This is a genomic window from [Haemophilus] ducreyi, from assembly GCF_900109315.1.
Classification (GTDB): Bacteria; Pseudomonadota; Gammaproteobacteria; order Enterobacterales; family Pasteurellaceae; genus Haemophilus_B; species Haemophilus_B ducreyi.
Map to the genome: position 1 here is coordinate 90,195 of NZ_FOJC01000005.1, position 14,953 is coordinate 105,147.

Annotated in this window: 10 protein-coding genes; 7 read left to right on the forward strand and 3 right to left on the reverse strand. The window is 38.4% G+C overall.

The window, feature by feature from the left end; translation table 11 throughout:
• Positions 1 to 104 precede the first annotated feature (104 nt).
• Positions 105 to 764 carry a ribose-5-phosphate isomerase RpiA gene (rpiA, locus tag BMX01_RS04500; RefSeq protein WP_064082321.1) on the forward strand — a complete coding sequence of 220 codons (660 nt, stop codon included), beginning with the start codon at positions 105 to 107 and terminating at the stop codon, positions 762 to 764.
• A gap of 111 nt (positions 765 to 875) precedes the next feature.
• Here the strand turns inward: rpiA and znuA are convergent, their stop codons facing one another.
• Entirely contained in the window at positions 876 to 1,778 is a 903-nt protein-coding gene (gene znuA, locus BMX01_RS04505) for a zinc ABC transporter substrate-binding protein ZnuA (protein ID WP_074647842.1), read from the reverse strand.
• A gap of 147 nt (positions 1,779 to 1,925) precedes the next feature.
• Here znuA and ubiD point away from each other — a divergent pair, with 147 nt between their 5' ends.
• Both ubiD and BMX01_RS04515 read left to right on the forward strand, forming a co-directional pair.
• Positions 1,926 to 3,389 (forward strand): 4-hydroxy-3-polyprenylbenzoate decarboxylase, encoded by a 1,464-nt coding sequence (gene ubiD / locus BMX01_RS04510; protein WP_064082323.1) that lies wholly within the window; start codon positions 1,926 to 1,928, stop codon positions 3,387 to 3,389.
• A gap of 149 nt (positions 3,390 to 3,538) precedes the next feature.
• The gene (locus BMX01_RS04515) at positions 3,539 to 4,060 is read left to right on the forward strand and encodes an isoprenylcysteine carboxyl methyltransferase family protein (RefSeq protein ID WP_064082324.1); all 522 of its coding nucleotides are present in this window, start codon (positions 3,539 to 3,541) and stop codon (positions 4,058 to 4,060) included.
• Positions 4,061 to 4,091: 31 nt separating this feature from the next.
• Here BMX01_RS04515 and BMX01_RS04520 read toward each other — a convergent pair whose 3' ends face one another.
• Positions 4,092 to 5,090, reverse strand: coding sequence for an RsiV family protein (locus BMX01_RS04520; protein WP_064082325.1), 999 nt, complete (start codon positions 5,088 to 5,090; stop codon positions 4,092 to 4,094).
• A gap of 466 nt (positions 5,091 to 5,556) precedes the next feature.
• On the opposite strand from BMX01_RS04520, the gene rne reads away from it, so the two are divergent.
• Positions 5,557 to 8,616 carry a ribonuclease E gene (gene rne, locus BMX01_RS04525; RefSeq protein ID WP_172592905.1) on the forward strand — a complete coding sequence of 1,020 codons (3,060 nt, stop codon included), beginning with the start codon at positions 5,557 to 5,559 and terminating at the stop codon, positions 8,614 to 8,616.
• A gap of 157 nt (positions 8,617 to 8,773) precedes the next feature.
• Positions 8,774 to 9,091, forward strand: coding sequence for a hypothetical protein (locus BMX01_RS04530; protein ID WP_064082326.1), 318 nt, complete (start codon positions 8,774 to 8,776; stop codon positions 9,089 to 9,091).
• Between the two features lie 134 nt (positions 9,092 to 9,225).
• Here the strand turns inward: BMX01_RS04530 and BMX01_RS04535 are convergent, their stop codons facing one another.
• Positions 9,226 to 11,253, reverse strand: coding sequence for a M13 family metallopeptidase (locus tag BMX01_RS04535; RefSeq protein WP_078179343.1), 2,028 nt, complete (start codon positions 11,251 to 11,253; stop codon positions 9,226 to 9,228).
• A gap of 350 nt (positions 11,254 to 11,603) precedes the next feature.
• Between BMX01_RS04535 and dnaK the strand changes: the two genes are divergently transcribed.
• Both dnaK and dnaJ read left to right on the forward strand, forming a co-directional pair.
• Positions 11,604 to 13,508: a molecular chaperone DnaK gene (gene dnaK, locus BMX01_RS04540; RefSeq protein ID WP_064082327.1), complete on the forward strand. Its 1,905-nt coding sequence runs from the start codon at positions 11,604 to 11,606 to the stop codon at positions 13,506 to 13,508.
• A gap of 226 nt (positions 13,509 to 13,734) precedes the next feature.
• A complete protein-coding gene (gene dnaJ, locus BMX01_RS04545) occupies positions 13,735 to 14,868 on the forward strand; it encodes a molecular chaperone DnaJ (protein ID WP_074647845.1) in 1,134 nt (377 codons plus the stop codon).
• The last annotated feature ends 85 nt before the right edge of the window (positions 14,869 to 14,953 follow it).

Below are 14,953 nucleotides of genomic sequence, written 5' to 3' on the forward strand. Positions count from 1 at the left end.
GTCTGCTTTTAGCAATATGTTACGATAAAATAACCGCGTTATTGTTATGATTTAAGTATAATAAGTAACCCTAATTTAATCGCCTAGAAGTGAGAGGTTCTCTGATGACTCAACAAGAAATGAAAAAAATTGCGGCCCAAGCTGCTCTTCAATTTGTTAAACCAGATACGATAATCGGTGTGGGAAGTGGTTCCACTGTCAATTGCTTTATTGATGCCCTTGCCTCAATCAAAGATGAGATTAAAGGTGCCGTAGCGGCCTCTAAAGCATCAGAGGATCGGTTGCGTGCAATGGGTATTGAGGTGTTTAACGCTAATGAAGTTGCGGGATTAGATGTATATATTGATGGTGCTGATGAAATCACGCCACAAGGTGCAATGATAAAAGGTGGCGGCGCAGCATTAACGCGTGAAAAAATCGTCAGTTCGCTTGCTAAACAATTTATCTGTATGGTCGATAGTTCGAAACAAGTTGACGTATTAGGTTCTAGTTTTCCATTGCCGGTGGAAGTAATCCCGATGGCTCGTTCTTATGTTGCCCGCCAACTAGTTGCCTTAGGTGGATCACCCGAATATCGCGAAGGTGTTGTTACTGATAATGGCAATGTTATTTTAGATGTGCATAATTTTAATATTTATGAACCGCTTAAAATGGAACACACTATTAATAATATTGCTGGCGTAGTAACTAATGGTATCTTTGCACAACGTTATGCCAATATCATCATTGTAGGCACAGCTGAAGGTGCAAAAATTATCAAATAGTTTTCCGTTATATACACGCTAAAATAACTATAAGCATAAAAAATAAAGCGGTAAATTTTTAGCAATTTTTTGCAAGAAATCCACCGCTTTTTTAATACTATTCAGAATACATTATTGCGTTAAGCATTGACTAAATTCATCTGCAATCGCTTGTAAAAATTGCGGATACGCCGTTTTACTTAACTTCACTTTGGCACCTAATGGATCTAACTGCCCAACCTTAACCGCAGTACTCTTACTTAAACTATCAATCACTTTTGGCGTAAATTGAGGTTCGGCAAATAAACATTGTGCTTTATGCGCCGCAATATTTTCTTTAATCGCATTCAAGGTTTTTGCACCTGGTGCAATAGTTGGGTTAATGGTAAATGAACCTAGAGAGGTTAGCCCATATGCACGCTCAAAATAACCATACGCATCGTGGAAAGTATAATAACCTTTATCTTTTACCGCTTGTAGCTGTTGGATTATTTCATTACTTTTATCCGCTAAATTTGCTTTGAAAGCGGCTAGATTTTCTGCAATTTTTGCTTTTTTCTCAGGTAATTGTGCGGTTAAACGTTCAGCAATCTGTTCTGCCGCAAGTTGACTCGCTTCAGGTGAAAACCAAATATGCCAGTCTTTATCGTGATGATGGCCATGAATATGCCCATGATCGTGGTCATGGTGATCCTTTTTCTTGGTCGCATCTACAATCATTTTAATGCCCGGTACATCTTCTAGGCGTAACACTTTTTCTTTTGGTAACTTATCAATACTTTTTTCTAAAAAGGCTTCTAAACTATCGCCAACCCAAACGACTAGTTGTGCTGATTTTAATTTCTCAATATCAGAAGGCTTTAAACTGTAATCGTGTGGCGAAGCTGTTACAGGTAATAGGACTTTGGTTTCAGTCACACCATCAGTAATCGCATTTGCAATGAAGCCCAACGGTTTAATTGAGGTTAATACATCCGCATTTGCGACTGTCGTTACGCCTAACATCGCAAGCGTCAACACTGTTTTCTTAAACATAAAAATTTCCTTCTTTAAAAATAAAGTCCACTGATTCTATCAGACTTTATCAAAACGATCACTTTATTATCATAATTTTTTTATGGGTATTTTTTACCCTCTATTTTCTATATACTAGCGATCAACTTTTTTGTTATTGTTACGCTTATGAAATACCGAGATTTACGCGAATTCTTAAATTTACTTGAACAACAAGGTGAGTTAGTCAGAGTAAAACAAGAGATTGATCCTTATTTAGAAATGGCTGAAATTGCTGATCGCACGCTACGGAAAGCGGGGCCTGCAATTCTGTTTGAAAATCCAAAAGGTTATCAAATGCCTGTTTTATGTAATTTATTTGGCACCCCCAAACGTGTGGCACTCGGTATGGGGCAAGAAAATACTCAAGCGTTACGTGAATTAGGCAAATTACTCGCGTTTTTAAAAGAACCAGAACCACCCAAAGGCTTTAAAGAGTTGTTAGGGCAACTGCCACAATGGAAACAAATTTTAAATATGCCGAGTAAAACTCGAGATAACGCCTCTTGCCAACAAATTGTCATTGAAGGTGATGCGGTCAATTTATATGATTTACCCATTATGCATTGTCACGAAGAAGACATTGCACCATTAATTACTTGGGGCCTCACGATTACACAAGGTCCACACAAAAAACGGCAAAATCTAGGTATCTACCGCCAACAATTAATCGCCAAAAATAAATTAATTATGCGTTGGCTTTCACATCGTGGTGGCGCATTAGATTTTCAAGAATGGAAAGCTACGTATCCAGATAAACCCTTTCCGGTTTCTGTCGCTATTGGGGCTGATCCGGCTACTATTTTGGCAGCCGTTACGCCTATTCCTGATACATTATCTGAATATGCGTTTGCCGGCTTATTACGCGGTCATAGAACTGAAGTCATCAAGCCTATCAGCAATCCATTAGACGTGCCTGCCAGTGCAGAGATTGTTTTAGAAGGCTATATAGATGTAAATGAAACCGCATTAGAAGGTCCTTATGGTGATCACACCGGCTATTATAATGAACAAGAGTATTTCCCTGTCTTTACCGTTACACACATTACAATGCGAAAAGACGCCATTTATCATTCAACTTACACGGGGCGACCACCTGATGAACCGGCCGTGTTAGGGGAAGCATTAAATGAAGTTTTTATCCCCATCTTACAAAAACAATTCCCAGAAATCGTTGATTTTTATTTACCACCTGAAGGGTGTTCCTATCGTTTAGCCGTAGTAACCATTAAAAAACAATACGCAGGGCATGCTAAACGTGTAATGATGGGCATTTGGTCATTTCTTCGCCAATTTATGTACACTAAATTTGTGATTGTCTGCGATGATGATATTAATGCGCGTGATTGGAAAGATGTAATTTGGGCCATCACCACTCGTTGTGATCCTAGCCGTGACACTACCTTGATTGAAAACACGCCGATTGACTATTTGGACTTCGCTTCACCGATTGCAGGCCTAGGTTCAAAAATGGGAATTGACGCCACAAATAAATGGAATGGCGAAACAATACGCGAATGGGGAAAACCTATTACAAAAAATCAACAAGTCGTACAACATATTGATGAACTTTGGGATCAATTAGGTTTATAATTAGCAAACTCGCTATGGAAGTATAAGCGGTGGATTTTAAACGTTTTTTATCAAAAATTTACCGCTTATTGCCTTTTGTGATTGAACACTAGATTCACACCCACAAGGTGTGATTATTTTTATAACCTCAGTCTCTCAAAGGAGAATATATGTTATTGGTTAATATAACCTTTGCTGTTTTTTTTATTATCCGCCTATTTAGCCTAAGTATTTCCGTTCGGAATGAAAAAGCACTCATCAGAAAAGGGGCCATACAATATGGTGCTAAAAACTCAAAATTACTTGCTATTGCCCATGTTCTGTTTTACTTTTCTGCCATATTTGAAGCCAACTATTTAAAACATTACTGGGATAAAATCAGCTTATTAGGTGCAATAGTCATGTTCTTTGCTTATCTTGCACTTTTCTGGGTGATTAAAGAACTAAAACAAATCTGGACAGTAAAACTTTATATTCTACCGACGCATCAAATTAACACTTCCATACTTTTCAGAACGATCAGACATCCTAACTATTTTCTTAATATTATTCCCGAATTACTTGGCCTAGCACTACTCTGCCATTCTTGGTATACACTATTTGCGCTTTTCCCTATTTATTTAATGGTACTAAGCGTACGTATTTACCAAGAAGAAAGAGCCATGAAACCGCTATTTGCCGCGACAAGATAAAAATTAAGCCCCCATCATGTGGGGGCTTTTATTATTCAACCAATTCAAACACCGGCGCTAAACCATAACCATCTTTAGGCGTACGCTGATACGCTAAATTTAATAATGAATTAACCTCATTCCACGGCACTGTTAAGCTAATTTCACCCTCAGAAAAAGGCCCTAAAGCGTAAGGCGGATAAATAAATTTTATGCCATCATCAGTAAATAGAAAATCTTCCGCTATATAAAAATCACTTTCAAAAATAAAAGTCGTTGGTTGTTCTGCTACTTTTGTGCTTCTCATTTGCACATAATATTTCCATAAAAGCGCTTTCAACGCTACTTGTTTTGCTTTCGCAAGTAAATCTTCCAATAAAATAATCCGCTTATTATTAACGTCAATATTCAAATATCTCGTATAATAGTTATTATGCGCTCCGCCAGTATATTCATCATAATTTTGACTAAAAGTAACAATATTATGCCGTTGTCCCAAATAAATTGTTTCCGCAGTGCTTGAAATACCTAAGGTCACGCCTTCTTTTAAAGTGGCTAAATTTTCTGCATAATCTCTGGCTAATACCGCATGCAAACGTGCTAATTCATCACCATCAATGTGGTTAATATCGATACTTGCAAGTTGATCAACCGGCGTTTTCGTATAACGCATTAGAATCTGTTTCGCTAATAAATTATCTAACCAACTAAACCCTGTACTCGCCAAACTAACAAAATAATGTTGTTCTGCTGAAGAAATAGGATATAAGGCTGATTGATTAGCATTCATCTCAAATTTAATCCTGTCCGATTTCTCAAAAAACGGATAAATTTCGACCGCTAGCGATGGCACTTCTCCCTGTTCTGTTTGCACCAAGTGTGCTTTTAACTGTCTCAACATCTGTTGTGATTCAAGTAAAGCTTGCTTTAATTCCACGACTCTCCGTTCAGACTGATGTAACTTTTCAGCTAATATAGCTTTCTTTTTATTATCACAAGCAGACAGAAATAACACACTAGCCAGCACAGCGGCTAAGGTTGATTTTTGCATAACAAACTCCTCACTGTTAACAATTCAACGGTAAAAAAAGAGCAAATCTATATCAAATTGCAATCACTTTCAACAAAATCCAACCTATGAATAAAACATATTTACCTTGCTTATTTAGTGATGAAAATGTAATAATAATGCGCTTTTTTACGCTCTTATTTATCAAGCAATTTTGCAAAAATAGCACAAAAAAGTACCGCTTGCTAAGGAGTAAAGAGATATATAACTATTTGATTCTGCAGTAAATTTGAGATAAGAAGAATTATACATAAGACAAGAATCATTGCGCCTTATACTCGCTGATTAAATAAATGCACGACAGTCGAGAGATTGCCCAATTATCCAATAAGAAAAGGTATTCACCATAAAATAATGGATTTCCTCAAGCGTATTCCTATACCCTGAACAATAATTATTTAATCCTACCTCAGCAGTTCAAGATAAAAATGCATAACGAGAAAACAGAATGAAAAGAATGTTAATTAATGCGACTCAAAAAGAAGAGTTGCGCGTAGCGCTTGTAGATGGGCAACGTTTATTTGATTTAGATATTGAAAATCCTGGCCACGAGCAAAAAAAATCAAATATTTATAAAGGAAAAATTACTCGCGTAGAGCCAAGCCTTGAAGCAGCTTTTGTTGATTATGGATCTGAACGGCACGGCTTCCTCCCTTTAAAAGAAATTTCGCGTGAATATTTTCCTGCCGACTATGTATTTAATGGACGCCCGAACATCAAAGACATCATCAAAGAAGGCCAAGAAGTTATTGTACAAGTCAATAAAGAGGAAAGAGGAAATAAAGGTGCTGCCTTAACAACTTTTATTTCACTAGCGGGCAGTTACTTAGTGTTAATGCCTAATAATCCTCGTGCTGGCGGTATTTCACGCCGTATTGAAGGCGACGAACGTTTAGAATTAAAAGAAGCATTAGATTGCCTAGACGTACCAGAAGACGTGGGATTAATAGTCCGTACTGCCGGAGTAGGCAAATCACCTGAAGAATTACAATGGGACTTAAAAGTTTTATTACACCATTGGAGTGCAATTAAACAATCTGCAGAATCTCGCCCCGCGCCTTTCCTTATTCATCAAGAAAGTGACGTAATTGTACGGGCCATCCGCGATTACCTCCGCCGAGATATTGGTGAAATTTTAATTGATAATAAAAAAATCTTTGAAAAAGCCAAAAATCATATCCGCTTAGTACGGCCTGATTTTATCAATCGTATCCGCTTATACGAAGGTGAAGTGCCACTGTTTAGCCATTACCAAATCGAATCGCAAATTGAATCTGCTTTCCAAAGAGAAGTTCGTTTACCCTCTGGTGGCTCAATCGTAATTGACGTAACCGAAGCATTAACAGCCATTGATATTAACTCCTCACGTTCAACTCGAGGTGGTGATATTGAAGAAACAGCGCTCAATACTAACTTAGAAGCCGCCGATGAAATTGCTCGCCAACTCCGTTTACGCGATTTAGGTGGTCTAATTGTGATTGATTTTATCGATATGACACCGGTTCGCCATCAGCGTGAAGTAGAAAATCGTATCCGTGAAGCCACACGACAAGATCGTGCTCGTATTCAATTTGGTCGCATCTCCCGTTTTGGCTTATTAGAAATGAGCCGCCAACGTTTAAGCCCATCATTGAGTGAAGCATCAAGCCACGTCTGCCCACGTTGTCAAGGTACCGGTAAAATTCGTGACAATGAATCAATTGCACTCTCTATTTTGCGCTTAGTTGAAGAAGAAGCCATCAAAGAAAATACTGCACAAGTCCATACGATTGTGCCAATCCAAATTGCCTCTTATTTACTTAATGAAAAACGGGCCGCTATCTCAAGCATTGAGAAACGCCATAATGTACAAGTTGTTGTCGTACCAAATCAAAATATGGAAACCCCTCATTTCAGCGTCTATCGTTTATGCGAAAATGAACTGCTACCTACCTTAAGTTATGATTTAGCTAAACTGTATGAAATGCGTAATGAAGATAGCCCGCTCTATACACACCAAATTCCATCAGCAGAGGAAAACTTAACGACCCGTAATGAACCTGTTATTACTGTTGAATCAGTATTACAAAGCTCAGAGTTAAATATTCAAGCGGCACCTATGCCAACCTCAGCCAATCAACCTTCATTATTAAACCGCTTAATCGCGAAAATAAAAGGTTTATTCGCTAAAACTGAAGAAAAAGTTGAAACCAAACCGAAACCTAACACACGTAACCTACGAGAACGCCGTAATCGCCGTGATCGCTCAAACCGTAATGATCGCCAAGAACGTAAACAAGCGACACTAAACCAAACGCAAGAGGACGCAAAACCTACACGTCAAGAGCGAACCGAACCGAAAAAAGCGCGTCGTCAAATTGTAGAAGAAGTTGCAGGCGTACAAGAAGCGCAACCTGAACGCCGTGTAGCACGCGATCAACAAAGCACAGAACGTCGTCAACGCCGTGATTTACGCAAAAAAGTACGTGTAGAACCAATTACAACTGAAGAGCATGTAATTGAAAACACACCAATACAGACCGAAGTGACTAAACCGCTTGCTGTAGCAAAAGTACAAAATAACAAAGTAGCAGAACCAGTTGTTACGCAAGCGCCAGAACAACCACAACCGCAAGAGCTACCAACAGAAGTAAATGAAGAACGCAACGAACAACGCGAAAACAATCGCCAACGTCGCTTACCTCGCCATTTACGTGTTAGTAATCAACGCCGTCGTGAAAATAACAATCCACACACTGAAAGCCCGGTTGCGGCCATGCCACTCATTGCCGCCGTTGCTTCGCCTGAACTAGCAAGCGGTAAAATTTGGGTTAAATTTGGTACACCACCATCAACAGAACAAGCGGAAGCGAAGCCCGAAGAAAAAGCGCGTTTCCTTTCTGTCGATGAAATGCTAGAACAACAGCAAACACAAAGTAAAGCTAGCAATACCACAACAGAAAATACCAAAGAAAAGGAAATATCCGCTGTTGCACCGCTAGGTGGTTTTGTCACTCAACACAGTGATCGTGACTTAGTTAAAGAAAAAAATGCACGTAACCAACACCTTGTTCAACCGCATACTCAAGTTGAAGACGAGATAGTTGAAAAAGAAATAGTTGAAGAAACGATTGCAAAACATACTTCACCGTTAGGCGATTTTGTTCCACAACATACTGATCGTGATTTAGTGCAAGAAAGGCACGAACGTATGCAAAAACGACCTATGATTGAAGCCGTTGAACCCGCTACCGAACAGCAACTAAATAAAGAAAACGAACCTACGCTACCAATATCTTCTGTAGATAATTGTGCTATTGATCGTCGTTTAGGTACATTCTCACGCGTAGAACATACACAAGCAGGAATGACTGTAGCTGCCGCTGTAACAGAAACAGCCACGATAGTTAACGTAACAGAATGGGCAGAATCTAAATACTATTTCCAGGGTAAAGGATTTGGTGGTCATTCAAGTGCAGAAAACCACGTTTACGCTGCGCCACAGACTACTAAAATAGCAACGGAATAGCTCAAATAACTACCGAAAAGCCTGTTAGCATCACTAACAGGCTTTTTTAATAGCTAAAACGAATAAAAATTGCAACCTTTTAAAAATTTGATAGTCGAAATATATGAATGGCTTATAAAAGCTTAAATTTATTTATCTTACATACAAGGAAAAACAAATGAAAAAATCTATTTTAGCATTAGTATTAGGCACAACATTCACATTAGCTGCATGCGATAAACCACAAGTTGAAGAAATGAAACAAACGGTAACAGACACTGCAGCAAACACAAAAGCAATTGTAGTAGAAAAGGCGGGTGATATGAAAGAATCAGCTAACGAAATGAAAGACGCAGCAAAAGCAAAATTGGAAGACATGAAAGAAGCTGCTGCTGATAAAAAAGCCGAGATGGCTGAAAAGAAAGATGAGATGAAAGAAAAAATGGACACCGCAGCTGATGCAATGAAAGAAAAAGTGGACGAAATGAAAAAATAAGCTGAAAAATAATCACTGCTAATTCATTTTCCAATAAAACTCCTTACTTAGCCCCTAAATTGAATAATAACATTCAATTTAGGGGAATTTTTATATTCAACTCAGCGAAAAAGACCGCTTATCGCGGTCATTTATTACCAAATACGAATTCGTTCCGCATCATTTCGATACATTTTATCACCCAATTTTGTATTAAATGCTCGATGGAACCCACTAATATTTAAGATTGGTGCATAAGCACGGAATTGACCCGGTGCGTGAGGATCACTTTTCACTTGGTGAGTCAGTGCCTGTACTGTAGCTTTATGCCGCCAAGAACGTGTCCAGCTCATAAAGAAACGCTGATCACTGCTTAGATTCTCAATCATTGGTGTAATACCGTGATCTTGTTCGTACAATTTTAATGCATCATACGCAATACTTAAACCGCCCAAATCAGCAATATTTTCACCTAGCGTGAAGCGCCCATTTACATACACTTTTGGTGCAACTTCAAATTGATTAAATTGTGCGACTAATCGATCTGCTAATGCTTCAAACTTTTTACGATCATCTGAAGTCCACCAATCCTTTAGATTGCCCTCACCATCAAATTTAGAACCGCTATCATCAAAGCCGTGCGTAATTTCATGGCCAATAATTGCACCAATCGCGCCAAAATTAACTGCCGGATCAGTATAAACATCATAAAGTGGCGCTTGTAGAATACCGGCAGGAAATACAATTCTATTCATCAATGGATTGTAAGAAGCATTGACGATTTGAGGTAACATTCCCCATTCATTTAAATCAACTGGCTTACCTATTTTTGTTAAATTCTCTTGATAGGCCCATTTTGCTACAGCCCGCATATTATCGTACAAGGTTCCGCCTTCACTGACCGTTTTAAGTTGCAAAGCGGAATAATCACGCCATTTATTTGGGAACCCCACTTCAACAATAAATTTATCTAATTTCTCACTTGCTTTTTTCTTCGTTTCCGGCGACATCCAATCCAATTTTTCAATACGACGATGGTACGCCTTAATTAAGTAATCCGCCATTTCTAGTAGATCATTTTTAGCTGTTTGCGGAAAGAATTTTTCTACATAAAATTGTGCAAACTCTTGCCCTAACCAACTATTCACGATCCCTAATGCCCGTTTATCTAACGGACGTTGTTGCTTCTGACCAACCAATTTTTTACCATAAAACGCAAACTTCATATCATCTAGCTTTTTATGCAAATAACCCGCATTTTCAGAAAGTGTTTTAAATAACAGATAATCTTTAATGACGGCTAATTTTTGTGGATTGATTAATTTATCTAATGCGTGGAAATAACGTGGCTCCCATAAAATGACTTCTTCTGTATTTACCCCCACGGCTTTTAAATAATCAGCTAAATTAATATGTTGACTCAAGTTGGCTAAATCTTTCATTGTCACAGGATTATAGCGTTTTTGCATATCCCGCTCTTCTTCGTTAGTGAACAACGTATTCGCCATTTCTTTTTCATACGCCACAATAGCTGCAGCACTTGCGGTTGGATTTGGCACCTTGGCAATAGTTAAAATCTGACGAATGTAATCCTGATATTGCGCTAAAGTCGCCCGATTTTCTGGCGTATCTTTCTGAAAATAATCATTACTTAGCCCTAAATCACTATTTGCTAAATAAACCGCGTTCTGACGTGAATTTTTTAAATGTGCAAAAACTGACCAAACTATTAAATTATCATTCCCCTCTTTCGCTTCATCAATTAAATAGCGCGTTAAATCTGCAAACGTATGAATAGCATTAATTTTATCTAAATCGGCTTGTATTGGCGTTAACGCAAGTTGTTCACGCGCATCTAAATCAGTATATGTTTGATAAAGTGCTTTTAATCGCTTTGCACGCGCATCATTGGCTAATTTCGGATCATTAATGACCGCTTGTAATAAATTAATTGAGCGCTTCTCATTTAAATCCGCTAATTCTGCTAAGGTTCCCCATGAAGTACGATCGGCTGGAATTTGTGCATTTACTAACCATTTACCATTCACATAGCGAAAGAAATCTTGCTGAGGAGCAACAGCGCTATCCACACCTTCAGTCAAGGTACTATGATAAGTCGTCTGATGGCTACACGCAGTTATACTGCCTGCGACCGCTGAAAATATTAATGTTCTACATAGCATTGTAGATTTTGAAAATTTTTTCACTTGTTTTTCCTTATATTTATTAAAAATTGATAGTTTACTTTCGGCAAAAGATAGCAAAATCTGCCTAAAATTACACTGCTTATAACATATAAAAAACGAAAATAGTTATAAAATTTTATAAATTTTGCATTTTACCCTTGAAGCATTCATTTTTGACCTTATTTAGTATGCCGTCTAAGTAGGAAATAAATCCTACGACTGTTTAACAAATACTTACAAGAAAAATTGTGATAAATGTCTTGAAAAATAGCAAATAGACACCATCTTGTAAGAAATATTACTGAAAATGTAATAACACCAATTTATATTCGGAGGAATTAAAGATTATGGGTAAAATTATCGGTATTGACTTAGGTACAACAAACTCGTGTGTAGCAGTAATGGACGGTGACAAACCTCGCGTATTAGAAAATGCCGAAGGCGCTCGTACAACACCATCAATTATTGCTTATACAGATAAAGAAACTTTAGTCGGTCAACCTGCAAAACGTCAAGCAATTACTAATCCAAAAAACACATTATTTGCTATAAAACGTTTAATCGGTCGCCGTTTTACAGATAATGAAGTTCAACGCGATATTGAAATTATGCCATTTGAAATTACTAAAGCAGACAATGGCGATGCCTGGGTAAATGTTAAAGGCGACAAATTAGCGCCACCACAAATTTCTGCTGAAGTCTTGAAAAAAATGAAAAAAACTGCAGAAGATTTCTTGGGTGAACCTGTTACTGAAGCAGTTATTACAGTCCCTGCTTACTTTAATGATGCTCAACGTCAAGCGACTAAAGATGCGGGTAGAATTGCAGGTTTAGAAGTAAAACGGATTATCAACGAACCAACTGCCGCGGCACTTGCTTATGGTTTAGACTCCAAAAAAGAAAACCAAATTATCGCAGTATATGACTTAGGTGGTGGTACATTCGATATTTCAATTATCGAAATAGATAATTTCGATGGCGAACAAACATTTGAAGTTCGTGCTACAAATGGTGATACGCATTTAGGTGGTGAAGACTTTGATAACCGTGTAATCAATTACTTAGTGGAAGAATTCCAAAAAGAACAAGGCGTTGATTTACGTAACGATCCAATGGCAATGCAACGGGTCAAAGAAGCAGCAGAAAAAGCAAAAATAGAACTTTCTTCTGCACAAGAAACTGAAGTGAATTTACCATACATCACTGCAGATGCGACGGGTCCAAAACACTTAAATATCAAAGTAACACGTGCAAAATTAGAAGCATTAGTTGAAGATTTAGTCAGTCGTTCATTAGAGCCATTAAAAACCGCTTTAGCAGATGCAGGTTTATCTGTCAGCGAAATCAACGACGTTATCCTCGTTGGTGGTCAAACACGTATGCCATTAGTACAGAAAAAAGTGGCTGACTTCTTTGGCAAAGAGCCTCGTAAAGATGTCAATCCTGATGAAGCGGTTGCTATCGGTGCAGCTGTGCAAGGTGGTGTGTTAGCGGGTGATGTAACAGATGTACTTTTATTAGATGTAACACCATTATCGTTAGGTATTGAAACAATGGGCGGGGTAATGACAAGTCTAATTGAAAAAAATACCACTATCCCAACGAAAAAATCGCAAGTGTTCTCAACAGCCGAAGATAACCAATCAGCAGTAACCATTCACGTGTTACAAGGTGAACGTAAACGTGCTGCAGACAATAAATCTTTAGGTCAATTTAACCTTGAAGGTATTAATCCTGCACCTCGTGGTATGCCACAAATCGAAGTGACATTTGATATTGATGCGAATGGTATTATCAATGTATCAGCAAAAGATAAAAACACTGGTAAAGAACAACAAATTAAAATTCAAGCATCTTCAGGCTTAAGCGATGAAGAAGTAGAACAAATGGTTCGTGATGCAGAAGCTAATGCTGAGTCAGATCGTCAATTTGAAGAACTAGTTCAAACTCGTAATCAAGCTGATAGTATTGCACACGCTACACGTAAACAAATCAGTGAAGCAGGTGATGCACTAACGGCTGAAGATAAAGCAAAAATTGAAACTGCATTAGCTGAATTAGAAACCGCAGCCAAAGGTGAAGATAAAGCTGAAATTGAAGCCAAAATTGAAGCCGTAATCAAAGCATCAGAACCATTAATGCACGCTGCTCAAGCTAAGGCACAAACTAATCAAGCAGGTGAACAACAATCTTCTGCAAAAGATGACAGTGTTGTAGATGCTGAATTTGAAGAAGTGAAAGAGAATAAATAATCCTTCACGCCCTCTCTATTTTGCAACAGTTAAGATGGGGGAAAGCAAGTAAAAGGGCGTGGCAACACGCCTTTTTTAATGTTTTTGTTGTATGATCAGCCCAATGGTCAGAAAGACTTACGGTTTATTCAAGTTAATCTGATCGAATCTCATTCATTATTCATCAACTTGATTTTATTAGTGCAGTATACTCGCGATTAAATCAGCAAATAATCAATATATTATTATGGCAAAAAAAGACTACTATGAAGTCCTTGGCTTACAGAAAGGCGCAACAGAAAAAGATATTAAACGTGCTTACAAACATTTAGCGGCAAAATACCACCCTGATAAAAACCAAGGCAGTAAAGATTCAGAAGAAAAATTTAAACAAATTACTGAAGCATACGAAATATTAACCGATGATCAAAAACGTGCCGCTTATGATCAATACGGTCACGCTGCTTTTGAGCAAGGTAGCGGTAACGGTGGTTTTAATGGCTTCGGTGGCGGGTTTGGTGGCTTTGAAGATATCTTTAGTGAAATGTTTGGTGGTGGGTTTGGTGGCGGAAGTCGCCGTCAACACGTAGTACGTGGCCAAGACTTACGTTACGATATTGAAATTTCACTTGAAGAAGCCGTCAAAGGCTGTAAAAAAGATATCCGCCTTTCTACCCTAGCAGAATGTGATAATTGTCACGGCACAGGAGCAGAAGCGGGAACTAAAGTAGAAAATTGTCCGCATTGTCACGGTGCCGGTCGTATTCGTCGTCAACAAGGCTTCTTTGTCACTGAAGCAATCTGTCCAAGTTGTCACGGCACAGGTAAGAAAATTGAGAAACCTTGCCATTCTTGCCACGGCGATGGTCGGGTACAAAAAGCGAAAAATTTATCCGTGACTATTCCTGCCGGTGTAGATACAGGTAACCAATTACGCTTATCAGGCGAAGGAGAAGCGGGTGAAAATGGTGCGCCTGCTGGCGATTTATATGTTGTGATTCACGTACGTGAACATAATATTTTCACACGCGATGGTGCCAACCTCTATTGTGAAGTACCGATTAGTTTTAGCATGGCCGCATTAGGTGGTGAAATTGAAGTACCAACTTTAGATGGTAAACTCAAACTCAAAATTCCTACAGAAACACAAACGGGTAAATTATTCCGTGTACGAGGAAAAGGCGTCGTGAGCCCGCGTGGTGGATATGCTGGCGATTTAATTTGTAAAGTTGTAGTGGAAACTCCAGTTCAATTGAATGAAGAACAAAAAGAGTTACTACGCCAACTTGAAATAAGTTTGGACGGTAAAGCAAATCATCGCCCGCAACAAGCCGGTTTTCTAGACAGTGTTAAAAACTTTTTCACTCATCTCGGTAAATAATAAAAAGCCTCATTCATAGAATGAGGCTTTTTTATTTAGTGATCGTTACTTGCGGTCGTAAAATTGATTTCATTTACGACCGCTG

Excerpts from the sequence above, each read along its gene's own strand:
- rpiA (WP_064082321.1), top strand. The coding sequence starts at position 105 with ATGACTCAACAAGAAATGAAAAAAATTGCGGCCCAAGCTGCTCTTCAA.
- znuA (WP_074647842.1), bottom strand. The coding sequence starts at position 1,778 with ATGTTTAAGAAAACAGTGTTGACGCTTGCGATGTTAGGCGTAACGACA.
- ubiD (WP_064082323.1), top strand. The coding sequence starts at position 1,926 with ATGAAATACCGAGATTTACGCGAATTCTTAAATTTACTTGAACAACAA.
- BMX01_RS04515 (WP_064082324.1), top strand. The coding sequence starts at position 3,539 with ATGTTATTGGTTAATATAACCTTTGCTGTTTTTTTTATTATCCGCCTA.
- BMX01_RS04520 (WP_064082325.1), bottom strand. The coding sequence starts at position 5,090 with ATGCAAAAATCAACCTTAGCCGCTGTGCTGGCTAGTGTGTTATTTCTG.
- rne (WP_172592905.1), top strand. The coding sequence starts at position 5,557 with ATGAAAAGAATGTTAATTAATGCGACTCAAAAAGAAGAGTTGCGCGTA.
- BMX01_RS04530 (WP_064082326.1), top strand. The coding sequence starts at position 8,774 with ATGAAAAAATCTATTTTAGCATTAGTATTAGGCACAACATTCACATTA.
- BMX01_RS04535 (WP_078179343.1), bottom strand. The coding sequence starts at position 11,253 with ATGCTATGTAGAACATTAATATTTTCAGCGGTCGCAGGCAGTATAACT.
- dnaK (WP_064082327.1), top strand. The coding sequence starts at position 11,604 with ATGGGTAAAATTATCGGTATTGACTTAGGTACAACAAACTCGTGTGTA.
- dnaJ (WP_074647845.1), top strand. The coding sequence starts at position 13,735 with ATGGCAAAAAAAGACTACTATGAAGTCCTTGGCTTACAGAAAGGCGCA.